Source organism: Romboutsia ilealis (genome assembly GCF_900015215.1).
GTDB classification, from domain to species: domain Bacteria; phylum Bacillota; class Clostridia; order Peptostreptococcales; family Peptostreptococcaceae; genus Romboutsia; species Romboutsia ilealis.
Genome location: NZ_LN555523.1, coordinates 1,215,669 through 1,241,607 on the forward strand (window position 1 = coordinate 1,215,669; position 25,939 = coordinate 1,241,607).

General features: G+C 27.2%; 21 protein-coding genes, 1 tRNA gene and 1 other annotated feature. Of the genes, 2 read left to right on the forward strand and 20 right to left on the reverse strand.

Annotated features, from left to right (window positions below; translation table 11 throughout):
• Window positions 1–131 precede the first annotated feature (131 nt).
• The 7 genes from CRIB_RS05715 to CRIB_RS05745 all read right to left on the reverse strand — a co-directional run bounded on the left by CRIB_RS05715 (window position 132) and on the right by CRIB_RS05745 (window position 8,646).
• A complete protein-coding gene (locus CRIB_RS05715; RefSeq protein ID WP_180703563.1) occupies window positions 132–1,028 on the reverse strand; it encodes an Rpn family recombination-promoting nuclease/putative transposase in 897 nt (298 codons plus the stop codon).
• 177 nt (window positions 1,029–1,205) lie between these two features.
• Window positions 1,206–1,955 carry a glucosamine-6-phosphate deaminase gene (nagB, locus tag CRIB_RS05720; RefSeq protein ID WP_180703564.1) on the reverse strand — a complete coding sequence of 250 codons (750 nt, stop codon included), beginning with the start codon at window positions 1,953–1,955 and terminating at the stop codon, window positions 1,206–1,208.
• Between the two features lie 15 nt (window positions 1,956–1,970).
• Complete coding sequence (nagA, locus tag CRIB_RS05725; RefSeq protein ID WP_180703565.1) at window positions 1,971–3,107, reverse strand: N-acetylglucosamine-6-phosphate deacetylase; 1,137 nt, start codon at window positions 3,105–3,107, stop codon at window positions 1,971–1,973.
• A gap of 13 nt (window positions 3,108–3,120) precedes the next feature.
• The gene (locus tag CRIB_RS05730) at window positions 3,121–3,855 is read right to left on the reverse strand and encodes a GntR family transcriptional regulator (protein WP_180703566.1); all 735 of its coding nucleotides are present in this window, start codon (window positions 3,853–3,855) and stop codon (window positions 3,121–3,123) included.
• 214 nt (window positions 3,856–4,069) lie between these two features.
• Window positions 4,070–5,401, reverse strand: a complete 1,332-nt coding sequence (locus CRIB_RS05735) for an MATE family efflux transporter (protein ID WP_180703567.1) — start codon at window positions 5,399–5,401, stop codon at window positions 4,070–4,072.
• Between the two features lie 519 nt (window positions 5,402–5,920).
• Complete coding sequence (locus tag CRIB_RS05740; protein ID WP_180703568.1) at window positions 5,921–7,234, reverse strand: Na+/H+ antiporter NhaC family protein; 1,314 nt, start codon at window positions 7,232–7,234, stop codon at window positions 5,921–5,923.
• Between the two features lie 248 nt (window positions 7,235–7,482).
• Window positions 7,483–7,734 (reverse strand) — a binding site (T-box leader).
• Between the two features lie 120 nt (window positions 7,735–7,854).
• Complete coding sequence (locus CRIB_RS05745; protein ID WP_243633586.1) at window positions 7,855–8,646, reverse strand: PIG-L family deacetylase; 792 nt, start codon at window positions 8,644–8,646, stop codon at window positions 7,855–7,857.
• A 432-nt stretch (window positions 8,647–9,078) separates the two neighbouring features.
• Between CRIB_RS05745 and CRIB_RS05750 the strand changes: the two genes are divergently transcribed.
• Window positions 9,079–9,849: an EcsC family protein gene (locus tag CRIB_RS05750; RefSeq protein ID WP_180703569.1), complete on the forward strand. Its 771-nt coding sequence runs from the start codon at window positions 9,079–9,081 to the stop codon at window positions 9,847–9,849.
• A 97-nt stretch (window positions 9,850–9,946) separates the two neighbouring features.
• Here the strand turns inward: CRIB_RS05750 and CRIB_RS05755 are convergent, their stop codons facing one another.
• From CRIB_RS05755 to CRIB_RS05795, 9 genes are all read right to left on the reverse strand, one after another.
• Window positions 9,947–10,750, reverse strand: coding sequence for a formate/nitrite transporter family protein (locus CRIB_RS05755; protein WP_180703570.1), 804 nt, complete (start codon window positions 10,748–10,750; stop codon window positions 9,947–9,949).
• 20 nt (window positions 10,751–10,770) lie between these two features.
• Window positions 10,771–11,739 (reverse strand): sulfite reductase subunit C, encoded by a 969-nt coding sequence (asrC, locus tag CRIB_RS05760; protein WP_180703571.1) that lies wholly within the window; start codon window positions 11,737–11,739, stop codon window positions 10,771–10,773.
• Between the two features lie 13 nt (window positions 11,740–11,752).
• Complete coding sequence (asrB, locus tag CRIB_RS05765) at window positions 11,753–12,544, reverse strand: anaerobic sulfite reductase subunit AsrB (RefSeq protein WP_071121594.1); 792 nt, start codon at window positions 12,542–12,544, stop codon at window positions 11,753–11,755.
• Entirely contained in the window at window positions 12,545–13,555 is a 1,011-nt protein-coding gene (asrA, locus tag CRIB_RS05770) for an anaerobic sulfite reductase subunit AsrA (protein ID WP_071121596.1), read from the reverse strand.
• Window positions 13,556–13,699: 144 nt separating this feature from the next.
• On the reverse strand, window positions 13,700–14,365 hold the full coding sequence (locus CRIB_RS05775) for a Crp/Fnr family transcriptional regulator (RefSeq protein ID WP_180703572.1): 666 nt from the start codon (window positions 14,363–14,365) through the stop codon (window positions 13,700–13,702).
• 10 nt (window positions 14,366–14,375) lie between these two features.
• Entirely contained in the window at window positions 14,376–14,885 is a 510-nt protein-coding gene (locus tag CRIB_RS05780) for a nitroreductase family protein (RefSeq protein WP_071121599.1), read from the reverse strand.
• A 204-nt stretch (window positions 14,886–15,089) separates the two neighbouring features.
• Window positions 15,090–15,165: transfer RNA gene (locus CRIB_RS05785), tRNA-Met, on the reverse strand.
• A gap of 319 nt (window positions 15,166–15,484) precedes the next feature.
• On the reverse strand, window positions 15,485–17,014 hold the full coding sequence (locus CRIB_RS05790) for a phosphoenolpyruvate carboxykinase (ATP) (RefSeq protein WP_180703573.1): 1,530 nt from the start codon (window positions 17,012–17,014) through the stop codon (window positions 15,485–15,487).
• Between the two features lie 444 nt (window positions 17,015–17,458).
• Complete coding sequence (locus CRIB_RS05795; RefSeq protein ID WP_180703574.1) at window positions 17,459–18,172, reverse strand: acyl-[acyl-carrier-protein] thioesterase; 714 nt, start codon at window positions 18,170–18,172, stop codon at window positions 17,459–17,461.
• A 269-nt stretch (window positions 18,173–18,441) separates the two neighbouring features.
• Between CRIB_RS05795 and CRIB_RS05800 the strand changes: the two genes are divergently transcribed.
• On the forward strand, window positions 18,442–19,650 hold the full coding sequence (locus CRIB_RS05800; protein WP_180703575.1) for an MFS transporter: 1,209 nt from the start codon (window positions 18,442–18,444) through the stop codon (window positions 19,648–19,650).
• A gap of 573 nt (window positions 19,651–20,223) precedes the next feature.
• On the opposite strand, the gene CRIB_RS05805 is transcribed toward CRIB_RS05800, so the two are convergent.
• The 4 genes from CRIB_RS05805 to CRIB_RS05820 form a co-directional block, all read right to left on the reverse strand.
• Window positions 20,224–22,560: an ATP-dependent DNA helicase gene (locus CRIB_RS05805; RefSeq protein ID WP_180703576.1), complete on the reverse strand. Its 2,337-nt coding sequence runs from the start codon at window positions 22,558–22,560 to the stop codon at window positions 20,224–20,226.
• A 241-nt stretch (window positions 22,561–22,801) separates the two neighbouring features.
• Entirely contained in the window at window positions 22,802–23,707 is a 906-nt protein-coding gene (locus CRIB_RS05810; RefSeq protein WP_312258159.1) for a DUF2156 domain-containing protein, read from the reverse strand.
• A gap of 159 nt (window positions 23,708–23,866) precedes the next feature.
• Window positions 23,867–25,201 (reverse strand): L-fucose:H+ symporter permease, encoded by a 1,335-nt coding sequence (gene fucP, locus CRIB_RS05815; RefSeq protein WP_071121585.1) that lies wholly within the window; start codon window positions 25,199–25,201, stop codon window positions 23,867–23,869.
• Between the two features lie 35 nt (window positions 25,202–25,236).
• Entirely contained in the window at window positions 25,237–25,935 is a 699-nt protein-coding gene (locus tag CRIB_RS05820) for a class II aldolase/adducin family protein (protein WP_071121584.1), read from the reverse strand.
• Window positions 25,936–25,939: the final 4 nt, after the last annotated feature.

A 25,939-nucleotide genomic window follows, 5' to 3' on the forward strand; every position in this document is an offset into this window, starting at 1 on the left:
TTAAGCCATATTGGTTCACGTAATTTTATTTTTTTATAAAATATTTAATATAAATCATATATTTTAACTTATTCATTCTGTAAATAAAAATAAGGCAAGACGATTATTTAATAAATATCTTGCCTTATAGTTTATATATTATTTTTTATGTTTAATATCTCATTTTCAGAAAGACCCGTAGCAAGTATAATTTCATTTATAGGTATCCCCATATCTAAAAGGTTTTTAGCTACTTTTTCTATTCCTTTTTCTATTCCTTTTCGTTCAGCTTCATTTAATGCACTATTTTTATCTTTTAAAGTTTTAGATCTCATTTCATAAAGTAATCGTTGCTCTTTATCATTACTAATTCTGATAAGTTCATCCTTTGCTTCCCTTATTTCTGAAATAGTTAGTTCAAGACTTCTAACTTTTTCACTTTCAGGATTTTTTAAAAACTCCATCCACGCAACAAGCATGTCTTTTTCATCACTATCCTCTGATAACTTAGGTATTTCTATAAAATGAATTTCTTGTATATTAGTTAATTCTTCATTAGTTTCAATTTCTTTTAATATATATCCATTGTGGAATCTATTATTATCTAAATATTTAAAGTTTAATATATTAATACAAATAGTTCTTTCTAGTTTAGAATAATCATCACCTTCATTTAATTGTTCTTCATACATTTTACTCCAATAGTATAAACTTCTTTTTATCATATTGTATTCATTTTTGAGTAACGGATGTTCCTGAAACGGTAGTGAAGGAATATCGTTGACGAGATGATTGAAATGAATTTTTAACTGTATTTCAATATTAATAATTTCATTTTTATTAGTTCTAGCCTTTATATCAAGTCTTGAAAATTTATCATCTAAAAATTCTTTTTCTAAGTCTGAATTTCTAATTTCTACATTGCTTATCGGATTTATAGGTTTTAGTATAGCATTTAAAAAAGATATCAATACTCTAGGATGTTTTTCTGAGCCAAATATTTTTTTAAATACAAAATCTATTTTAGGATCAAGTAGTCCTCTATTCATACATTCATCTCCTTTTATCTTGTGATTATATTTTTATTATATCATACTTATTAAATTTATACTTTATCATGCTACTATAAGAAATAATTATAATAGATATATTTATTACAAATTTATAATTTAAACACAAAAATACCCCGTCGTAGAATCCGACGGGGGGTATTTTCACTCAAATAATTATGCTATTTTATAGTCTTCTTCCTTTAAAAACTTAGCAGCTTCTTTATCTAATATTAAAACTATATCACTATGAAACTGTAATATAGATGCTGGTACTTCAGGTACTACCTTTCCATATACAGTATTGTAAATAGCTTCAGCTTTATTTTCTCCTGTTGCAACTAACATTATCTTTTTACTTTTAAATATTGATCCTACTCCCATTGTTATTGCTTTTTTAGGAACATCTTCTATATTATCAAAGAATCTTGAGTTTGCTTCTATTGTAGAGTCTTCTAACTGTACTAAATGAGTTCCCTTTTCAAAATTTATTGTTGGCTCATTAAACCCTATATGTGCATTATTTCCTATTCCTAATACTTGTATATCTACTCCACCAGCTTCTTTAATAAGTTCATCATATCTTTCACATTCAGCATCAACATCATCTGTCATACCATTTGGTATGTGTATATTTTCTGGATTTATATTTATATGGTCAAATAAATTTTTATACATAAAATAATGATAGCTTTGGTCATTTTCTTTAGGTAAGTTATAATATTCATCTAAATTAAATGTTCTCACTTCTGAAAAATCAATATCCCCTTTTTTATTAAGACTTACTAAATTTTCATACATTCCTATAGGTGTAGAACCTGTTGCAAGACCTAAAACTGAATTTGGCTTTAAAGTAACTTGACTTAATATCATTTGTGCAGCTTTTTTACTTACTTCTTCATAATTTTCACAAACTATTATTCTCATATAATTCACCCCAAATTAATTTATCTTATTGTATACTATATCGCCTTGTACTATAGTAGCTAGGCAATTCATATCTTTATTAAATATAGCTATATCTGCATCTTTACCTATTTCTAAACTTCCCTTTTTATCATCTACTTTTATTGATTTTGCTGGGTTTAAAGATGCTAAGTTTATTGCTTCATATATATTTAAGTTTGTACTTTCTTTAAAATTATATACTGCTTTATTTAAGGTTAATACACTTCCTGCTAAACTTCCATTTGATATCCTTGCTGAATTATTTTTAACGTATACAGTTTGACCACCTAACTCATACTCGCCATCAGGCATACATCCTGCTCTCATAGAGTCTGTAATTAATACTAATTTATCTTTTCCTTTATTATCAATTATAAATTGAAATAAGTCTGGATTTATATGTATTTTATCTGCTATAAGTTCACAGTACATATCTGACATTAAACCTAATCCAACAACTCCTGGATTTCTATGATTTAATGGAGTCATAGCATTAAATAAATGTGTTATATTAGTTACTCCTAAATCTTTAGCTTCTTTTCCAATACTATAGCTAGCATCACTATGACATATTGATAAAACTATATCAGTTTCTTTTTTTACTTTTTTTGTGAATTTAAAATCTTTATCCACTTCTGGGGAATATGATATTATTTTTATAATGTCTTTATAATCTTTTATAAAATCAAAGCTTGGACTATATGTATATTTAGAATCTTGTGCACCTTTATATTTTTCATTTATAAAAGGTCCTTCCATATGTGCTCCTAATACTTTTGCCCCTTTAATACTCTTATTTTTAGCTTTTATTATATTATCAAAAGCCTTGTAAATTCTTTCAGTCGACATGGTCATTGTAGTTGGTAAGAAAGATGTAACTCCTGTTTTTGCTAATCCTTTACTTATAACTTCTAACGCATTTTCATCTTCATCCATAGCATCAAAACCATTACATCCATGTATATGAATATCTATAAGTCCTGGAGATACATAGTTTCCTTGTGCATCTATAATCTTACTATTAGTTGGTACATCATCACATATATCTATTATCTTTTTATCAAATACTATTACTTTGTTTTCTAGAATACAATTTTTTAAAACAATTTTACCATTTATAATTGCTTTCATATTAATTTTCCCCCTATTCAGTCATCATAATTTGGTACTGATGCTTATCACTAGTAAAAATCGATATAGTATATTCTAATATGCTTTGGTCATTAGTATATACTTTTCTATCAAATTTTAAAGCCAATGAATTTAACTCTCTATTTAAAAGATTTGAGCTCTCTTTATTTAAAGTTATTGGTTCTATTGTTTGTATTGCTTTTTCTATTTTGTAATTATATTCTTCTCTAAATACCCTATATAAAGAATCATCTTCTTTTAGAATTTCTTTTAATCCTTCACACATTTTTTCTGGAATATATACAGTTTCTAAGGCAAAAGGTTCATTATCTATTATTCTAAGCCTTTTTATTTTATACACAAGTTCATGTTCATTTTTTATTCCTAAATTTTCTCGGACAATATCATTTTGAGTATCTATTTCAAATGCTAGTATCTTATTATTTATATTAAATCCTCTTTCACTCATAACTTCTGTAAATCCTTTTAGCTTTTGAAATCTATACTGTTGTTTTTTATATGATACAAAAGTTCCTTTTCCTTGTCTTCTTTCTAATAAACCTTCATTTACTAAGTTTATAATTGCTTTATTTACTGTCATTCTACTAATATTTTGAAGTTTACAAAGCTCTCTTTCTGGCATTAAACTTGCACCTTCTACAAGCTCTTTACTTTCTATCATATCTTTAATTATTTGATAAAGCTGAGTATGAAGTGCTATATCTAAGTTTTTATCTACTATTTTCATTTTTCACCATTTTAATTATTTTTATATTGGACTATACCATTTGGTATATACCAATATATTATACCAAACCTTTTCCTGTGTCAACTTATTTTTCATAATTATTATTTATTATTTTATCTATGTAATAGTTAAAAATATATTGCTAAAAGAACAATAAAAAAATAACCATACTTAGTTATTAAAAACTTATGTATGATTATTTTTATACTTACTATTATCTTAAAGCTAGATAACCTTGCCTTTTAGTTAAATAAATATATATTCCTAAAAAAGTTATAACTTCCGTAAGAGGTACTACAAGCCATAAGCCGTTTCCACCTAAAACAAGTGGCATTATAAGTACAAGAATAATATTTAATAAAAATCCTCTTATTATTGATATACTAACAGATATCTTTTCTTTTCCAATTGATTGGAAGTAGTTACACATTAATATATTAATATTCATAATACAAAATGCACTTAAATACATTCTTATAGATGGTATACCCATATTTATAATAGACTCATCTGCTTTTACAAATACTAATATTACTTTCTTTGTGAAAACAAATATTATAGCAAATAAAATAATACCTATAGCTATCGTAGTGTACATTGCATACTTTAATACAGTTTTTACTCTATTAACTTCATCAGCACCATGATTGGTTGCTATAACTGGCTGAGTTGCTTGAGCAATACCATTAAACAATGATGTTCCAACAATTATACAGTTTGAAATTATCCCATATACTACGATTCCATTATCTCCTATATACTTTAAAATCTGTATATTAAATATAAATATTACAAATCCACTTGCAACTTCCATTAAAAAACTTGAACTACCACATGATATTATTTTCTTTACCATGTCAAAAGATATTCCATTTATACATATTTTTATTCTATTTTTCTTTTTTATAAAATGAGTAAGTAATACTAAAGATGTTGTAATACTACCTATAACAGTTGCCATTGCAGCCCCTTTCATACCCATTTGCATTGGAAAAACAAATATATAGTCAAGTACTATATTAAGTCCTGCTCCAAGTAATACGGCTACCATACATAAATTAGGTTCTTTTCGATTTCTAACTATAGGTCCTAAGAAATTAGTACAAATAAATATTGGTGTAGAATAAACTATATATCTACCATATTCCATAACTAAGTCAATACTACTTTCATTTGCACCTAACATATAACTTATTTTTCTTAAGTTAAAACTTGAAACTAACGTTAATATAATTGCAACTAATGAAACACATAGTATACTTGTTATAAAATATTTTTTCGATTTTTCAGTATTACCAACACCATCTTCTGTCGACATTAATATACCTGCTCCTATTCCAAACATCAATCCTATTCCCATATAAATAGAATAAAAGGGTAAAAATATATTAAGAGCTGATATACCTTCTGCTCCAACTCCTTGGCCAATTATAAGTGTGTCTACTAATATATAAATTGAATTTACCAAAGTAGAGCAAATTGATGGTATTAAGTAATGATAAAAAACTTTTTTTTCGTTATCTTTTAATAAATCTAATGATGACATTATAATACCTCCTTAAAAACTTTCTGCATAAAAATTTTGATTCGCTTAAGCAGACGTATCATCAAAACACATTAAGCCATGTATGACCTATATTTTTTATATCGCCAAAGACGTTTTCCTTTGCTTAAAATATTTTTTACACTCAAAATCAGTTTATTGATATTGCTTATATTAAGAAGCTATCATCACATTTTAATGTATTATAATATATTTAAGCATAAAAAAATCCAAGTAAATACTACTAGTGTACCCACTTGGATTGTTATTTCTTATTTAAATTTAGCTAAAACCATACTCCTAATATACTATATACACTGCAATATTGCTTATAATCTATAATACGCCATAGGACATGGCTCTTTTACTAAAGACAATTATATTATAGACTTTTTATAAAGTCAATAATATTAATTAACCATTTTTTCCATTGTTGTAGATATATATCAATATTTTAATTCTATCTTTTATTTTTGCCTATTTCCATTGTAAGATAATACATATTTATATCATATTTTTTACTTATGCTACTTCATTTGATTTTATATTTTTTAATAATACATTAGAGAATGTAATTGATAATATTCCACATATAAACATTAATCCTGGATAATAAAGAAAAGGTATAATTTCTACTGGTGATATAGCCGCTACACCTGCTGCAGTTAATAATTGTGCTCCATATGGTATTATACCTTGCCAACAAGATGAGAATATATCAAGTATACTCGCAGTCTTTCTCTTATCTATGTCATACTTATCTGCAATATCTTTTGCTAATGGCCCTGCTGCAACTATTGCTATAGTATTGTTTGCTGTACATAAATCTATAATACTAACTAATGCCGCTATTCCAAATTCAGCACCTTTTTTACTGTTTATTTTACTAGTTATAAAGTATAATACATAGTCTATTCCACCATTGAATTTTATAAGTGAAACAACTCCACCAATTGTTATAGCTAATAAACTTAATTCATACATACCAGAAATACCACCTGATATAGCTTCTATAAGTCCAAATATATCAAAAGAATTAGTTAAAAGACCTACTATACTTGCAAATATTATACCACTTCCAAGTAAAGCAAATACATTTATTCCACATAATGCTCCTACTAATACTAAAAGATATGGTAAAACTTTTATTAATTCATAATTATAATTATCAGTTAATATAGTAGAATATCCTGATGTTACTACTGTCAATAATATTACTGTAATTATTGCTGCTGGTAAAACTATTAAAAAATTAACTTTAAATTTATCTTTAAGTTCGCAACCTTGAGTTCTAACTGCTGCTATTGTTGTATCCGAGATCATAGATAAGTTATCTCCAAACATTGCACCACCTACAACGGCTCCCATTACTAATGCTACTGGTATTCCTATTTTTTCTGATATCCCTAGTCCTATAGGAGCAAGTGCTGCTATTGTTCCTACTGAAGTTCCCATTGATACAGATATAAAACATCCTATTATAAATAATCCTGTTACTAAAAGATTTGATGGAAGTATAGATAAACTTAAGTTTACTGTTGAATCTACTCCACCCATTGCTTTAGCTACACTTGAAAATGCTCCTGCAAGTAAAAATATTATAACCATTAAAATTATATTAGAGTCTCCTGCTCCTTTGCAAAATATATTCATTTTTTCTTCTAAACTTACTTTTCTATTAAATAATAATGCAACTCCTCCTGCTATTAAAAATGCTACTAGCGATGGCATTTTATAAAAGTCACCTGTTATTACTCCACTTCCTACGAATAATACTAAAAATACTCCTAGTGGTAATAAAGCTAATGGATTTCCTTTTTTTACTTCTGTTTTCATATTAATTCTCCCCCTCATCTTAATTTTTATTAAATTAATTCATCATACTATTTTAAATTTGAAAATTTTATAAAGTCTAATTTAACTTATGTTTATATACTATTTTTAGTTTAAAATATTACCTTTCAATATACTATTAACGTATACGGTCGCGCGCACCTTATCACTTTAATAGATATAGCTTTTTGATATTATTAAGATGGATAAATTTAAGTAAACAAAAAAACTCTCGACCCTAAGAACTAAGTCTTAGGAACGAGAGTGTTAACTTCGTGTTACCATCCTAATTTATTTGTATCTCACAATACAAACCTCATCAAGTACGCCAAATTTTGGTTATACTTTATCACTGTAACGGGTGAACCCGTTGTAGCCTAAATCAAAGATCTCGGTACACCGCTCCAAGGCCATTTTCGCTTTAATATCCTTTGCTCCTTCTCACCAATAGGAACTCTCTGTAAAAGTATTCTTAAAGTTACTTTCCTTTTCATAGCATTTTATTTAACTTGTTGTTTATACTTATATAATATACTCTTTAGAATATTTTGTCAATATATTTTCAGAAAATTTATAAAATTATTTATAGTTTAAATTTATATTATTCAAAATAACACTTAATCTTATTTATTACTTAGTATTGATTTAAAATCCAAAGTCTTTAATAAGTTATCAAAATACCTAGGTGAAGATGTATACCCGACTCCATATCTATTATTTTCAATATCAACTCTTTTATATTCATAACAAGCTTTTTTTACTTTATTGTATTCAGATTTATTTTTTACTTTATATATCACTCTATTTTTTACTGGTATAGATTTTAAATATTGAGGCTTTATAAAATAAAGTGCATCTTTTACTTTTCCTTCGTCTTTAAGATTTTTTAAAACTTGGCCATTTTTTATATGCATAGGATGGTCATCGTACTCATAGTGGTGTGATATGTGCGTTACATTTTCAAGGCTATTTTCAAATTCAAGTATTGTTTTTTCCATTAATTCAAATATATCCTCATTTTCTTTATTTATATCTGATAATATTATTATATTTTCTTCTTTTACGCCTAATTGGCTCAAAGCTGCCTTAAATTCTTTATCCCTTATTTCTTTTTTTTCTTCATTTGTCATGTTTTTATATTCATTATTGTTAAATACATTTACTCCTAAACCGTCTGCTACTAAGACTACATATATATTATCTTGGCCACATGTTTCAATTGCTCTTAATATAGCACTTGCACCCCATAAAACTTCATCATCTTGATGTTGAGGATAAAATACAACATTTTGCTTAAATGTTTTTTCGCAAGTTTTATCTGTTAAATTTATTTTTATATATATAAGTACCTGTCCTAATAATATAATTAGTAACAATATAATTATATTATTTGTAATTATACTTTTTCTTTTCACAATACATCCCCTACCTATCAAAATCTATTTGTCAAAGTATTGTTGCTAATGGTTTAAATTTTTATTTAAATTAAAAATATATATTTTTCTTATACTAACCCATTGTGCTAGTTAAATTTAATCGTTGAAAATACTATAGTTTAACAAGATGTCTTTTTAAAGTTAGAAAACTTTATATAGCAATTTCAATATTTTTACTAAAATAACTAGCATAACAGATTATACTATTAAATAATTATTAGTATAATATATTAATATCTTTTATATTGTTTACATAATTTAATTAAAGATACTTTTTAAACTATCTTTTTATTTTCTCCAAGTATTAAATATATATATATGTTTTAATAATTTTTTTATTGTACAACTAAAAATTTATTTTCGCGTATGATATTATTATAGTAAGTAAATTAATTTTTAATAGGAGATAAAATGGAAGATTACAATTATACAAAATTAAAAGAGCTAGAAATATGGAAAGAAAAAATGAGAAAAAAGCCTTCTCTTTTAAATAAAGCTTCAAAAGGAGTTCAAAATAAATTCAATTCTATACTACCTGATAATTATCATAATATAGTTACTTCTGCTATAAAAAATATGACTAAAGTTGTTTTATTCGGATCTAAGTATACTACTAAAAAGCCATTAATAGGACTTACTTTAAAGGAAAGAGATGATTTAGCATTAGATAAAATAAAAACTTATAAAAATACTGCTATGATTGAAGGAGCAGGTACTGGAGCTGGAGGTATATTAATTGGTCTTACTGATTTGCCACTTTTACTTGGTATAAAAATTAAGCTTCTTTATGAGCTTGCTAGCATTTATGGATTTGATGTTAAAGACTATAGAGAAAGGATGTATATATTAAGTATTTTTCAATTAGCTTTTTCTAGCCAAGATCATGTTAATAAGGTTTTTGCTAAAATAGAAAATTGGGATGAATATAAAAATACTTTATCTGATGATATAAATGATTTAGATTGGCGAAGTTTTCAACAAGAATACCGAGATTATATAGATTTAGCTAAACTTTTACAGCTTGTTCCTGGTATTGGTGCTTTTGTTGGCGCTTATGTTAATAATAAGTTGGTTGATAAGCTTGGTGAATACGCTATGTATGCTTATAGAATGAGGATTTTATCTGATGAAGTTTGTGTTACTAAAAAAACTAGTTGGTTTAGCAAGATATTTATAAAGTAGAATATATTATTATAACTTATGAATATATAAAAAGCTATCTTAAAATGTAGCAAAATTTAAACCTTTTTGCATACATTTTAGATAGCTTATTAATTTATTATATAGCTTTATTATTTAAAGAATTAACTTTGCCTTTTTCACTTCCAAGTATATAAACCCCAATACCCATAACTATAGCTCCTCCTACCATATTTCCAAGTGTTACTATAGCTAAGTTGTATATAGCTCCTCCTAAAGTAGCTCCAGCTATAGCTTTAGAAAATAACACTATACCAAATATAGTCATATTAGCTATACTGTGCTCAAACCCACTAGTTATAAATGTAAATAAACATAAGAATATCATTATTAACTTGGCACTCTCATCACTAGTTCTAAAAGAACAAAGCACTGCAACACAAACTAATATATTACATAAAACTCCTCTAAAGAAAAGATGCATTGCTGGTGCTGAAGCTTTTGATATTGATGTTGTAGCAAAAAACTCCATTACAGGACCTTTATCAACTAATCCACTTCCTACAAAAAATGCTGCAACTAAAAGTGAACCTAATAAGTTTCCTATATAACTATACATCCAAACCTTAGCTACACTCTTACCACTTACACCTTTATTTAACATACCTGCACTCATTACCATGTTATTACCTGTAAATAATTCACTCCCTGTCATAACAACTAAACATAGTGCTACTGCAAAAGATAATCCCATCATTATTTTAGTCATAGGAGAATCAGCTGCACTTAAAAGTCCTCCAACTGTAAATATTAATATTATTCCAAGTCCTACATATAATCCTGCAAAAGCAGATGATACTAAATATTTTAATTTACTATTATTTAGCATGTTAATCTTATTTTTCGCAGCATTAGTTAATTTTTCTAAAGTTTCGTTATGCATAATATACCCCCTAATTTATATTAATATCTTATACCACTCCAATATATATTTTCACTAACCTTAACTATATCACCTAACTCAATACCTTCAAGTGCCCACTTTTTAAATTCCATAAATCCAGTTCTATCAACAATATAACCTATGTGTTCTTTTCCTCCTGGGGCATTTTTATCTATATATTCATTAACATATTTATAAGTATTAAGTATTATCTTAATTATAGATTCTTCATCTGCCCAAATTAAAAAATCTTCTGCTAGTCTTGGATTTTTCTTACCAGTTCTACCCATTATAGCAAGTCTATAATATTTTTTATCATCTCTAGTCCATGCACTAGTTGGACAGTTAAGAACACATTCCCCACATCCTATACACTTATCATGATCTCTTACTATTTTGTAGTTTTCCATTTTAAGTGCTCCTGTTGATAACCTTTTACACTTTTTAACACACGCTCCACAAGATACACATCTATCTCTTTCATATAAAGGAAGTGTCATACCTATTATTCCAAAGTCATGAGTTCTTGCCTTTATACAGTCATTTGGACATCCCGTTAATGCTATTTTAAAATGTAGATCATTTGGGAATACTGCTTTTTCTATTTTCTTTGCAAATTCTGTTGTATTATATTGAGCCTTTGGACAGACTTTATTACCTATACAAGCACATATATTTCTAGTTCCTGCCGCTGGATATCCAGAGTTTTTTTCACCTTGATTTATATCCATTTTTTCTATAACTGGTTGTATTAATTTATTAACCTCACCCATATCTTCCATTTTTATACCAAGTATTTCAAATCCTTGTCTAGTTGTTATATGTATATCTCCATTACCATATTCACTAGCAATTTTAGATACTATCATTAAACTTTCAGGATCTACACATCCTCCTGGTATTCTAACTCTAAGAGAAGTTTGATATTTATTTTTAGTAATTCTATAAGCATTTTTCATAGTTTTTTTAGTATTTAAATCTCTTATCATAACATGTATCCTCCTAATCTATAAGATTTTTAGCATAAGAATAATCAAACACAGGTCCATCTATACATATATAAGTGTCATCCATCTTACAGTGTCCACATTTTCCAATACCACAGCACATTTTTCTTTCATATGAAACCCATATATTATTTTCAGCTATATCTCTTTTTAAGAATTCTTCAACTGTAAACTTCATCATCATAGGAGGTCCTACAACTATTGCAGACATATTATCAAGATTTTCTATATTAAGATTTGGTATATACTTTGTAACTAATCCAACATTACCATTATAATCTTCATCAGCTTTATCCACTGTAACTAGTACATCTAGCTTTTCACTCCATCTTTTTATATCAGGTTTAAATAATATATCTTCAAGAGATCTAAATCCTGCTATTAACTTAAAACTCTTGCATTTATTAGGGTTATTATAAAAATATTCAATTATTCCTCTAACAGGAGCTAATCCACTCCCCCCTGCTACAACTACTATATCTCTTTCTTCATATAAGCTAACATCAAAACCATTTCCATAAGGTCCTCTTATAAAGAAATTATCTCCTATATTATATTTAAACAACTCACTAGTTACCTTCCCTACATTTCTTATTGTGAAATCTATATAGTCATTACCGTATCCTGAAACTGATATAGGACTTTCTCCAAATTTAGGTATTGATATTTCATAAAACTTTCCAGGAAGCACTCCATCAGTTTTACAACTTACTCTAAATGTCCATTCTATATCTGTATGTTTAACTATATCTGTTATTTTTGCTGCAACTGGTATATATTGATTCATTTATTTTGCCTCCTCTTTAACTAACACTACATCCGCTACTTTTTCTATACATTCTGAAAGTGATATATATTGAGGACATGCATCATCACATCTTCCACAACCTACACACATTTGATATCCAAATCTCTTATTAAAATCATGAATTTTATGCATGACCTTATATCTCATTCTTTCCCCTTGTTTTTTTCTGAAGGAATGTCCTCCTGCCATATCTGTATATCCATCAACTTGACATGATGCCCATACTCTTCTTCTTTCTCCAACGTTTTCATTTTCTTTGTAGTATATATCTTGCATAGTAAAGCATGTACATGTTGGACAGACAAAGTTACATTTTCCACATGCTATACATCTAGCATCATACTCATCCCACATAGGATGTTTTGAAAGTTCTACTGGGTTGATATTTTCAGGAACTTCTAAATTAATTATATTTTCTTTAACATAATCAACTTCAAAGTCACAAGCTTCTCCTTCAAATATATCTAAAGAACTATCCTTTATATCTAAATATATTTCATCATCTCTTAAGTTTATTGCCATTGAGTAATTATCACTTTTATTTGAATCCATACTTACACAAAAGCAATTTCTAAAGCTTTCCTTACATCCTATAAGTACAAATTTAACTTTTTCTCTTAATCTTTCATAGTAATAGTCTCTTTCTATTCCATTTCTAAGGTATATCTCATCTATTCTTTTTACTCCATTTAAATCACATGCTCTTAAAAATACTAAAAGCTTTTTATCATCTATATCACTTGTTTTATATTCTTTTTCCGTAAAGTAAAACAACACTTGAGTTATTGGCAGGATTGTTTCTTTTGCCGAGAAATTTGATTTTTTATTAAATTCTATTTCTTCTATAGTTCTTATTTCTTCATACTTTGTTATATCTGTATCAGAAAACGTTCCTTTAAACGGTGTAGTTTTAGGTGCTAATATTTTATACTCTGACTTTAACTTCTCTAAACCCTGGTTAAAGCTTGATTTATCTAACTTAATCTTCATATTGTCTCCCTCCTAGAATTTGTTAAATAAATATTAACATCTGATTAACTTTTTAGTCTGTGATAAATATCACACTATGTTAAATTTTTGTCTTTTTATATAACAAAAAGTACCTTATTTTAGGTACTTAGTTTTAGTTTATTATTAAGTTGATTTAAAATAACTTGAAAGTTCATCTTTCTTTATATATACTTTTTTACCTTCTATTTTTACTAAGTTCTCATCTTGAAGTATTTTCATTGCTCTTGATAAACTTTCTCTTTTACAACCTAACATATCTGCTATATATGTAATTGTTAAATTAACATTTAATAGTGTCCATTCGCCCTTACATACACCAAACTCTTTTCCAATTCTATAAAGCTTTGCTGCTAACTTTTTGTCAATCCTTATTGATATTGAGTTTTTAAGCTGTCTATATAACCTTCTATTTGTATTTTGAGTATGAACTAATATGTTCTTAGTTAAAGCAAAATCATCTTCCATAACTTTAATAAAGTCTTTTGCTCTACATTCAAGTATTATAGACTTTTCAAAAGCTTCACAAGAAACTGTAGTAGTTTTTGATTTATCAAAACTTACTTCATTTATCATTTCACCATTTCTAAGTATGAATATTGCTTTTCTTTCTCCATTCTCATTCATCTTAAAAATTGATATCTTTCCAGTTTTTAAAAAATATACTTTATCAACTATATCTCTTTCATTAAATAATATTTCTTTTCTAGAAAGCTGTCTTTCTTTAAGGATTTTTTTTAGCTCTATTTTACTACTTTCTTTTATATCCTTAAATACCTCTATATTGTTCATATGTACACCTTTACTTTTTATATAAATTTCTATGTATTTTAGATTTATCAAATCTATCTATAAATACATTTTCTTCTTCACTATATCCTATAGGTACTATTGCATATGGCACTAATTTTTCAGGTAAATTTAAAGTTTCTCTTACTTTGTTGACTACTTTATTCTTTGGAAATACTCCTACCCAGCAAGATGCTAAACCTTGATTAGTTGCTTCTAACATTAAATTTTGAGTACTTGCACCTAAATCTTGTATCCACTTACCAGGTTTTATAAATTTATCTTTGTTTCCTAATACTACTATACAAATATTTGCATATTTTATATGTCTTGCTCTATGTTGACACTTTGATAATTTTTCTAAAACTTCATTATCATCTACAACTACAAATTCCCATGGACATGCACCTTTAGATGATGGTGCTTGCATTGCTGCTCTTAGAATTTCTTCTATTTTTTCTTCTTCCACTTTTTTATTTATATAAGTTCTTATTGATCTTCTTATTTTTATAGCTTCTAACATAACATCCTCCAAATTATATACATTTGCATAGCTAATACCATATTCAATTTTCATTTTATCAAATTTTGTATTTTTTACCAATATATGTTTAGCTAATTTTTATAAGTGTAATATATATCACATTTAAAGTATTTTTATTTATAATTTTATTCTTAATATAAAAAACTCTTATACCAAAAGATATAAGAGTTATATGCTTGTAATTGGTTGCGGAGGCAGGACTCGAACCTGCGACCTTTGGGTTATGAGCCCAACGAGCTGCCAACTGCTCCACTCCGCGATGTAATATATAATATATTTAATACTGTCTTTAATATATTATATATCAACTACATTAAAAATATTCATATTTTTTATATTCTTTTTAATAATTTTAACTACTCATATTAATTTAGTTTTATTTTCAGAATACATTAATTATAATATCTTATCTAAAAACTGTTTAGTACTTAAAATTATATTAAATATAGTTTAATATATAAAAAATTCGCTACGCTCATGTCGCCAACGATATGACACTCGCTACCGCTTCGGTCAGATCCGTTGCTCAAAATGTCCCTTGGTTATAAAAACCAAGAGACGAAATTTTCAGTAATGGTCTATTTTGATTCTGATCTTGTTGATTGTGCTAATTCATATTTTGCTAACCAAGCTTTTCTTTCAGCTTTTAATCTAGATGCTAAAACCTTGTATTCCTCTTCTGTATAGTAATTTCTTGGGTTATATTTTTCTATATCTATACCATTAACTTGTACTGGCACTTCATATCCCCATTCTTCATCTTCTACCCAATTAATAGTGTCTCTTGCTATTTCTTTCATTATAGTTGTTGATACTTTTATGCTTAATTTTTCACCTTTAAAGTCACCTTTAGCGCCAACACTACCTGTATTTAATATATAACATTCCATATCAGGATTGTTTTGTAGTATTTCTTTAAGTCTTAATCCCTCTTCTATTTCAGGTCCCATTATAAATGGATTAGTTCCGACACATCTTTTTGATTGACCAGCTTTTGTTGGATCTCCTGCTGAAGTTTCTATAGATTCACCTAACATAAATGCTTCTAAAGCTTGATCTGGATTTAATTTAACTACTGGAGGTACTATATCATTTCTTCTAGTTATAAATATTATTTTATTTGCTTTTTCTAAGTCTATAGTATCATCAGTATTTGGTACTTCACTTCTTAATATTATACCTCTACCATTTGAAGTTAAGCTTACATCATCAAAATCAACTTTTCCATCATCATAAACTTTTACATTTTCAAGGATCGCTCTATCTGTTGTAGCTGCTTTATATAATACACCTTGTTGTTCTGGATTTAGTCCTTCAGTTTTTATAAAGAATCCAGTTTCTGTTCCTACACAATATCCATTTTCGTCCATAAATATAACATCATCTTGTCTAACGATAGATTTTTCTTCACCAGTTAAACCATGGTCATGTATAGTTAAAGTTGTTTTTCCTGTTCCACTAAGGCCAAACATTATAAATCCAACATCTTTTAACTCATGATTTTTGTCATAAACTCTAAGAAGCTTACTTCCTGCATGGAATCCTAGTCCTCCTTCTTCTTTAACTTTATACATAGCCATTCTTAAGAAAGATTTCTTAGCTTCACCAAAATAGTCACTTCCTAATATTAAAGTTAATCCTGTTTCAGGATAAGCTATCATTATTCTTTCTGGCCATTCAGGGATATATATACTTAAAAGATCTGGATTTTCAGGATTTGATGATGGTTGTAATGTGTTATTCCACATATATGCTATTCTAGCGTATTCTTTAGATATATATAATCTACAATTATATGAAAACTTATCTCCCATACCCATTTGACGATCTACTCTTATTACATCTTTATCTTTTACATATTCAATAACTTTTTGTAGTATTTTATCTGCATCTTCTTGACTTATTTCTTTTTGGTCAACACCAACTTCTATTTCATCAACTATATAAGTATTTTTAGCACTTCTATTTCTAACTTCAGTTACATAACTTGCACTATTAAATTCAGTTGTTTTTTCCATTGGTTTTGCTAAGTTTCTTAATTCTTGTTCTGTAGGATTTGATATTACATTTTTAAATAATTGATCATTAAATTTTTTTAATTCATGCATTGTATATTCCCCTCTCTATTTTAGATATCGTATTTATGAATAAGTAAGTACGTATAAAATATATGTGCATTTAAATCTATGTCGTGCTTTAATATAGTATACGTATGAATTTAATATTTGAGCTTGTAATATTTTTATTTTTTAATTTTGAGTTGTCCATATATTCTAATGTATTAGAAAAAACTTGTGGGTAAAAATAAGTTTAATCATTTTGAAAGGATGTGACACAATGATTTTTAATATTCATGAAAGCGGTAAGATAGCTATGGATAAAATGATTGAAAAATCTAATTCTAAGGATAAAAACTTTAAGTAAAATATAAAATTAAATAAAAAACATCCGTCCTCATTAATTTGAGGATAGATGTTTTTATTAATACTTTTCATAATGAACAACATGATAAATAATTTATTAAAATTAAAATCACTTATGTAGTTTCACTTTTATGACAATTCTATTATTGCATTTATCTTACCTTGGCTTTTTGCTGTAATAATATGCTTATTATTTTGCTCTTCATAATAACATTCAACCTTTTCACCATACAATATTTCTTTTTTATATACTATTCTTATATTATTAAAAACTTTAGTGTTATAAATATCCTCTGGTAGAATTTCATAGGCCATATCTAGATAGCTTAAATTATTCATATGTTGATTTATATCAATATCTCTTCTTTGAACACAGTAGTCCTTTTTGAAAAGGTAATCTCCACACTTAATATCTTCCATTTCTTCTAAAAATACATTTTTATCTGTTTCTGATTCATATAAATCTGCAATATCTGCTGTAAGCCTTACCGGTCTTTTTCTGTCTGTATCAACAAAGATCCATCTTGATGTTCCAATTACAATTATATTTCCTTCTTTATCCTTAATCTGAAAGTCACGGTATGCATATAGTCTTTCTACTTTTCTTGACCATGTTTCTACCTTTATATCATCATTATATTTAGGTCTTTTTATGACCTCCATTTTCCAATCTAAAAGCATCCATGCTCTCTTTTTAGCTTCTATTTCTAAAATTCCATATCCTACAGATGCACTGTGAAGACATGCTATATCTTGCATTATTGCAAGAAGTGCTTTATTAGTTGCTTCATTATTTCTTCCTATATCCTCTAAACCAATTTTATAGTTACTACAGTATATCATAAATATTCACCTTTCTATTTAATATATCTACTTTTAACTTAATATCTTATATTGTATCAAAAATATTTTTATTTCGCATTATATACCAATTACAACATTTACTATATTGTAGGTTTCATTCAATTATATTTATACAATAACACTTAAAATCTATTCAATTTCTTTTATTTCATTAAGTTACCTATTTTTTTAACATCACCTGCATTATTTTCGCTACATTTGGAATTATAATCATATACTTGTAAATTTTTAGATAAAGGAGATAAACTATGGATAAAAGTAAAAATAATTATAAATATATCATAGCAGTATCTAGCTTTATACTTATGGCTGTAGCATTTAGTATAGTAAATAGCGTAAATACAATACTTACAGCACCAGTAATAAATGCAAGAAACTTTAGTATTGGAGAGTTTTCTCTGTTATTTACAATAACAGCAATAACAATAGCAATATGCTCACCTTTAGTAGGAAACCTTCTAAATAAAGTAAACATAAAAATAATAATGTCATTATCATCAATCCTTGCTGGAGGAGGATACATGCTATACGGACTTGCAAACAATATACTATCCTTTTACCTAATAGGAGTAATTGTTGCAATAGGAATGTGTGGCCTTACAACAATACCAATATCAACAATGATATCAGACTGGTTTGAACCAGAAAAAAAGGGTTCTATAATGGGAATAGTTTTTGCAGGAATAGGTACAGGAACATTTTTTTGGATGCAAATAGCATCTAGATTTTTAGAAAGATATAACTATAGACTTGCCTATTTATTTTTAGGAGCTATCGTTGTTATAGTTTCACTTCCTATAAGCTTATTTATAGCAAAAAGACCAGACGATGTAATGGCTAAATTAAGAGATTCTAATAATAAAAATAATAAATCAAAAGATAAATCCTATACCTTTAAGGATATATCTAAAACACCTTCATTTTGGACTTTTTCAGTAGGTCTTTTACTTATGGGGATAAGCTTTGCTGGTATCAAGCAACATATACAACCCTATTTATCAGTTTTAGGATATTCAATTTCTTTTAATGCAAATATAGGGTCTACTCTTGCTCTTACAAGTTTAGTTGCAAATATTGTAGGTGGTATTTTATTTGATAAGTTTAAAACTAAAATAGTATTATATTTTATGGGAACTGTTAGTTGTATTAGTGTAGTTTTTTTAATACTTGCAGGTAATCCAGTATTTGCATATTTATTTACAATATTTTACGGTCTTACTATGTGTATGTCTTCAATTTGGCCATCTTATGGAGTTAGTAGGTTGTTTAGCAATGAGAACTACTCTGTAGTTTTTGGTTTTGTAAATATGTTCTTTATCCTTGGTACTTCAGTTGGACCATTTTTATCAGGTGTTATAGCTGATACTTCTTTTGGGTATCAGGCTTCTTGGGTAATATATTTTTTCACAACTATAATTGCATATTTCCTATTTATTAGATCTGTTAAGAATCATTAGATTTTAAATAGTCAATAGAAATAGCCAGACAATGGATATACCAATACATCTGGCTATTTTTATATAATTTAGTCCTCAATATATTAATATTATTTATCAAAAACTCGCTTTAACTTTTCAAAAACTATTCATAATCACTATCCTACAAATAAGACTATTATTAATTTAAACTTATATACCTAACATGGTAGAAATTATGATATAAATTGTAGTAATAAAAACAAATCCCTGTACAACTAAGTATAAACTTAACTTACCAGTTTCTTTATAATCATTAATTGCATTTTTTGTTTCAGGAATATTTGCAATTAATAATCCTATAAGAGCAATTGGATATTTAGTGTAAAAAAATCTGATATTATAAGAATTACTCCTATTACAAAAAAAATATTAAATTTACCTCCGCCAGAAAAAAATTTTTTCATTATGTCTCCCCCTATATTTATATGAATAATATTAAATGTATTACTTTTTCGTATTATACAACAATTATAAACTTTCTCATATTCTAAATTCTATTAAAGAATTTACCAACTAAAAATAGCTCTATTAAGAATATATCAAATTTATATATTACTTACTCCAAAACTTTTCACATAAAATTTTAACATCATCACTTTTTCTTACTCTAAAATTAGGATACCATTCATAAGGAAACAAGCTTTGATATCTTCTTTGAGAATATCTATTATCTAGTAGTAATATAACACCTTTATCATCATCTGTTCTTATACATCTACCCGCAGCTTGTAATACCTTAATCATACCAGGATATACATAAGCATAATCAAAGCCTTTATTACTATCTTTCATATGTTCTTTTATAATATCTCTTTCAATTCCAATTTGAGGCATTCCAACTCCTACTATGATAACCCCTATAAGTTTATCATTTGTTAAGTCTATTCCTTCAGAGAAATGTCCACCTAGTACACAAAATCCAACATGAGTTTCTTTGTTATCTTCATCAAACATAGATAAAAACTCTTCTTTTTCTTCTTCACTCATATTACTTTCTTGTATTGATGTATTTATATTTGGGTAATTTTCCTTCATTTTATCAAATACTAGTTCCATATACTTATATGATGGGAAAAATACCATATAATTTCCTTTTTTAGCTTGTACACAGTTTGCAATATATGATGCTATATCTTCGCTTGTTTCAAATCTTTTATTGTAAGTTGTAGCTACATTGTCCCCTATCATAAGTAGTCTATTATTTACATCAAATGGGCTTTTCAAGTTTATAATAAAGTCTTCTTCATCATAACTATACATTTTCATAAAATAATCCATAGGAATAAGTGTTGCTGAAAATATAATGTTTGATTTAGCTTTTTTCATTTTTTCTTCAATTACTTTTTGAGGGTTAACACAGTATATTTTTATAGTCATTCCATTAAATGTTTTTGTATATATTGTTGTATAGTTTTTATCATAAAAATCTGATATTGATAAAAAGCTATATACGTCAAAATATAAATCCATCAACTCTTCATTTTCTTCATTAGTTATTGCTAAGTATTCATCTACAAACTTTATAAATGAACTAAGTATTTCACATAGTTCTAGTGGTGCTTCACTTTCTACTAAATCAATTTCATCTACTGTGGTTAAGTCCTCTAGTTTATCCTCAAAGTAAGACTGTATTTCTTTTATAACTCTTGTTATACGTTTGTCTTTTTTACTTATTAGCTTTTTAACTTTAATAAATTTTTCTTCATTTAATGTTGCTGAATACATTTCTCTAGCTCTATCTACTAGGTTGTGAGCTTCATCTATTAAAAATGTATAATCAGTAGTTTTTGTATCGAAAAATCTTTTTAAGTATACCCTTGGATCAAATACATAGTTGTAATCACATATTATTACATCACTTAAATTAGTTAAATCCAAAGATAATTCAAATGGGCAAAGCATGTATTCTTCACTTATTTTTTCTATATTTTCTTTTGAGTAGTCATTATATTTTGCTAAGATATCTTTTAATGAGTTATTTATCCTATCAAAATATCCATTTGCATAAGGACAGTATTCTGGATTACAGTTTACTTCGTCCATTTTGCATATTTTTTCTTTTGCTGTTATTGTTACTGCTTTTAAATTTAAGTCCTTTTTTCTCATTAAAGAAATAGTATTTTGTGCTACTTCTCTAGTTATAGTTTTTGCTGTAAGATAAAATATTTTAGAAGTTTTATCTTCTCCCATAGCCTTTATAGCTGGGAAAATGGTTGATATAGTTTTTCCTGTTCCTGTAGGGGCTTGTGCAAAGCATTTTTTACTATCTGTTATGCTTTTATATACTCTTACAGCTAGTTCTCTTTGACCTGGTCTATAGTTTTCAAATGGGAATTTTAACTTTTTTATTGATTCATTCCTTTTATTTACCCAATCACTTTCTAATTGTGCCCAACTCTTATATTCATCTATTAACCAAAAGAAAAATTCTTCAAGCTCTTTTAGTGTATAGCTTTGTCTTAGTATTCTTGTAGATTTTGTATCTATGTTGTAATAGGTTATTTGTATATCTATGTTATCTAATTCATTTTGCATAGAGTATATATATCCATAACACTTTGCTTGTGCCCAGTGTAGTGGATTTGTATTTTCATCTATTAATAGTAAGTCTTTAGTTGTTGTTTTTATTTCATCTATTATTGTTTTATCTTCTTCTATTAGTATTCCATCTGCTCTACCTTCTACCATTATTTCTAAATCTTCATAAGTTAAGGTATATTTTAAAGGTACTTCGGCAGTATAATTATCACCATAGGATTTTTGTACTCTTTGATGACCTCTTATACCTTCTATAGCTTTTATAGAACTTGTATATCTATTGTCTATACTTCCATGTCTCATTATAAATTCCACTAGATTTCTAATGGATATTTTTATTATTTTATTCATTGTTATATCCTTATATTTTTATTTTATCTTTATAAGTATATCCTATTTTTGAATATAAAAATATACAAATTTACTTCATTTATTTAGTCTAAGAAATACACATGAAATTACTTCAAAATATCATTTTTAATTTTACTATATATTTAAGTTACTTTAGTTTCCACGTTATCAAAACATTTATAAATCATTAGCGAAGATGATAGTATATACAAATTAAAAGGAGGCTAGCTTAATCTCCTTATTATGCTTCTTTTATACTATACTTTTCTATAAACTTACATGGATGATAGGATAATTTAGCTTCTCTAAGACCATCTAATCCTAAATCTTCTTCTCTATTTACATATTTAACATTTGGAAATTCGTTTAGTAAAAATTGTTGGTTTATATATTGATATAGCCCCTTTATATTTTGATTTGCTTTTTCTATATGAATTAAGGCTATATTTTCATTAATCTTTTCACCTATTGTAAAAGCTTCAAGCTTATTATCTATATAAACTCCAGCAATTTTTACATTGTCTTTTAACTTTTCATAGTTTTCAAATACTTCTTTTATGCTTAAGATTTCTTCATCAAGTTCTTTATGTCCACTACTTTCTATATTTTCTTTATTTTGTTCCCATCTATCAATTAGCTCTAGGCATTCTTCAAAGTTTTCTTTCTCTAATAGTTTGTATTCATACCTATTTTTATATAAACTTAAGAATGTGTTTACATGATTTCTTTTTTTCTTATTTTTTCTTCCACTTAAAGTTCTCAAACTTTCTGCATCATATATATATTCAAACAAGTCTCTTTCTTTTTCATATATAAATTTTTCTTTATAATTGATTTTGATTATATCTGCTATTTCTTCATTTACGCCTTTTAATTGTATTCTTTTATACTCATTTTTTATATAATTTAGTGCAAAGTCTATAACATATAATAATTTATTCTTTTTACATAAAGGTATTATTGAAAATACATTCTTTTCGTATTCTAAAAGTATTATTGCAAAATCATTTTCTATATAATATTTTGTGTTAAATAAATGTCTCCACATATATATAGTACTAAAACAATACTCGCTAGCTTCATAATCTATTAATTTAAAATATGGCTCTAGTTCTGATTTCGAATTTATGTCAATATATTTAAACATAATCAGTCTCCTAAATTTTCTTAAAAGCTTTATATTATAATTAATATTCTTTATAGTATGCAAAAAATATAAATGGGTCACATTTTTACAATAAAATTATAAAATATGACCCATCTTGACTATTCATTATTTCTTCTTGTTTTAATATTGTGTTATTATTTAAGCTTCTTTCTTAGTTCTAAAACATAAAGAATAAACTAATACTACTGCAAAACATATTACTGGTATTAAGAATGATGAACGAACTGCTGCTTGTGCTCCTGTAAATGCTGGTACTATAGATGATAATATTCCTGTATCTATCATTTTACCCATTATAGGTGTTATAACTGCTCCACCAAGTATCGCCATTATAAGTCCTGCTGCTCCAACCTTTACTTCTTCACCTAAATCTTTAAGTGCTATACCGTAAATTGTAGGGAACATTAATGACATACACGCTGATATAGCTACTAAACACCATACTGATTGATTTGTTGGTAAATATATAGTTCCTAAACTAAATACTATACCACCTACTGCAAATATTGCCATCATTACAGATGGGTCAATGTACTTCATTAAAGCTGTACATATCCATCTACATACTATAAATGATATTATAGCTATTAAATAATATCCTGAAGCTGAAGCTTCATCTAATCCAAGGTTAGTCATTACATAGCTTATAGTCCAAGTCCATACTGATATTTGAACTCCAACATAGAAAAACTGTGCAACAACTCCAAATGCATAACGAGGTATTTTAACTAATTTCTTAATTGAACTTACTATATTAATTTCACCTGATGTATCCTTTTCTGAATCTTTGCTTTTCTTAAAGAATACCCATATTATTAGTGCTATAACTACTAATCCAACATATGGTACACATACCCATAATAATTCATTACTACGTATTGTACTTAATGCTTCTGGACTCATAGCTATACGTTCTTCATAAGTTGCAGGATTTAAGTTACTTAATATAAGATATTTAGCCATTATAATACCTGTTAATGAACCTAATGGGTTAAAAGCTTGAGCTAAGTTAAGTCTACGTACACTAGTTTCTGGTGCTCCTAATGAAATTACGTATGGATTACAAGTTGTTTCAAGTATTGATAATCCTCCTGCTAAAACGAAAACTGATGCTAAGAATAAGTTGAAATTTTGAGATATTGCAGCTGGTATATATCCCATAGCTCCTACTATGTATAAACCTAGACCTACTAATACACCAGTTCTATATGAGTATTTCTTTATAAGTATTGCTGCTGGAAGTGCTAATACTGCATATGAACCATAAAATGCAACTTGTGTTAATGAAGCATCTGCTGCCTCAAGCATAAATATTCTACCAAATGCCGGTACTAGATTATCTGTCATATTGTTTAATAATCCCCACAATACAAAGCAAGATACAAGCATAACAAAATGTACTATATATTTTTTAGGAACAATAGGTGTTGTCTCCTGTTTATTTCCTACAGAACTACTTAACTTGCCATCCATAATGTTTCCCCCCATATATTCTTTTTTATAATAGATTATTTTCTATATCTCTTAAATCCTGGATGTCTTCCGGTTACTCCGTAGCCTTTTCTCATTCCTATTAATCTATTTATATTTTTTTCAGATATTTCTTTTTCTCCACCTAATAAATGAGCTGTTAAACTTATTTTTGCATATAACTCTAAAGTTTCCATTCTGTAGTATGCAGTTATTAGATCAACCCCTACTGCAAGTGCTCCGTGATTTTCAAGTAATAATACATCATGTTCTTGTAAATATGGTGCTATTGCATCTGGAACTTCATAAGTAGATGGTGTTCCATATGGTGTTACTGGTATAGATCCTATTGCTATAACAGTTTCTATCATAGTATATCTATCCATATCTAAGTGAGCAACTGCATATCCTGTCGCTGTTGGTGGATGAGCATGTACTACAGCTCCTACATCTTCTCTTTCCTTATAACATCTTAAGTGCATTTTTATTTCTGATGATGGTTTAGCTCCTTCTGGACCATCTAAAACTTCTCCATTTTCATCTATATGAACTAATTTTTCTGGTGTTATAAAACTTTTACTTATACCTGTTGGTGTTGCTAAAAAAGTACCATCATCTAATTTTACACTTACATTTCCATCATTAGCTGCAACCCATCCTAATTGCCACATTTTATGGCATACATCACATATTTGTTCTCTTACTTCCATATATTCTAAAGTTTTTACGCATTCCATAATA

What these genes read in the sequence shown, in the direction of transcription:
- CRIB_RS05715 (WP_180703563.1), bottom strand. Translation starts at nt 1,028, where the DNA reads ATGAATAGAGGACTACTTGATCCTAAAATAGATTTTGTATTTAAAAAA.
- nagB (WP_180703564.1), bottom strand. Translation starts at nt 1,955, where the DNA reads ATGAGAATAATAGTTTGTGAAAATTATGAAGAAGTAAGTAAAAAAGCT.
- nagA (WP_180703565.1), bottom strand. Translation starts at nt 3,107, where the DNA reads ATGAAAGCAATTATAAATGGTAAAATTGTTTTAAAAAATTGTATTCTA.
- CRIB_RS05730 (WP_180703566.1), bottom strand. Translation starts at nt 3,855, where the DNA reads ATGAAAATAGTAGATAAAAACTTAGATATAGCACTTCATACTCAGCTT.
- CRIB_RS05735 (WP_180703567.1), bottom strand. Translation starts at nt 5,401, where the DNA reads ATGTCATCATTAGATTTATTAAAAGATAACGAAAAAAAAGTTTTTTAT.
- CRIB_RS05740 (WP_180703568.1), bottom strand. Translation starts at nt 7,234, where the DNA reads ATGAAAACAGAAGTAAAAAAAGGAAATCCATTAGCTTTATTACCACTA.
- CRIB_RS05750 (WP_180703569.1), top strand. Translation starts at nt 9,079, where the DNA reads ATGGAAGATTACAATTATACAAAATTAAAAGAGCTAGAAATATGGAAA.
- CRIB_RS05755 (WP_180703570.1), bottom strand. Translation starts at nt 10,750, where the DNA reads ATGCATAACGAAACTTTAGAAAAATTAACTAATGCTGCGAAAAATAAG.
- asrC (WP_180703571.1), bottom strand. Translation starts at nt 11,739, where the DNA reads ATGATAAGAGATTTAAATACTAAAAAAACTATGAAAAATGCTTATAGA.
- asrB (WP_071121594.1), bottom strand. Translation starts at nt 12,544, where the DNA reads ATGAATCAATATATACCAGTTGCAGCAAAAATAACAGATATAGTTAAA.
- asrA (WP_071121596.1), bottom strand. Translation starts at nt 13,555, where the DNA reads ATGAAGATTAAGTTAGATAAATCAAGCTTTAACCAGGGTTTAGAGAAG.
- CRIB_RS05775 (WP_180703572.1), bottom strand. Translation starts at nt 14,365, where the DNA reads ATGAACAATATAGAGGTATTTAAGGATATAAAAGAAAGTAGTAAAATA.
- CRIB_RS05780 (WP_071121599.1), bottom strand. Translation starts at nt 14,885, where the DNA reads ATGTTAGAAGCTATAAAAATAAGAAGATCAATAAGAACTTATATAAAT.
- CRIB_RS05790 (WP_180703573.1), bottom strand. Translation starts at nt 17,014, where the DNA reads ATGCATGAATTAAAAAAATTTAATGATCAATTATTTAAAAATGTAATA.
- CRIB_RS05795 (WP_180703574.1), bottom strand. Translation starts at nt 18,172, where the DNA reads ATGATATACTGTAGTAACTATAAAATTGGTTTAGAGGATATAGGAAGA.
- CRIB_RS05800 (WP_180703575.1), top strand. Translation starts at nt 18,442, where the DNA reads ATGGATAAAAGTAAAAATAATTATAAATATATCATAGCAGTATCTAGC.
- CRIB_RS05805 (WP_180703576.1), bottom strand. Translation starts at nt 22,560, where the DNA reads ATGAATAAAATAATAAAAATATCCATTAGAAATCTAGTGGAATTTATA.
- CRIB_RS05810 (WP_312258159.1), bottom strand. Translation starts at nt 23,707, where the DNA reads ATGTTTAAATATATTGACATAAATTCGAAATCAGAACTAGAGCCATAT.
- fucP (WP_071121585.1), bottom strand. Translation starts at nt 25,201, where the DNA reads ATGGATGGCAAGTTAAGTAGTTCTGTAGGAAATAAACAGGAGACAACA.
- CRIB_RS05820 (WP_071121584.1), bottom strand. Translation starts at nt 25,935, where the DNA reads ATGGAATGCGTAAAAACTTTAGAATATATGGAAGTAAGAGAACAAATA.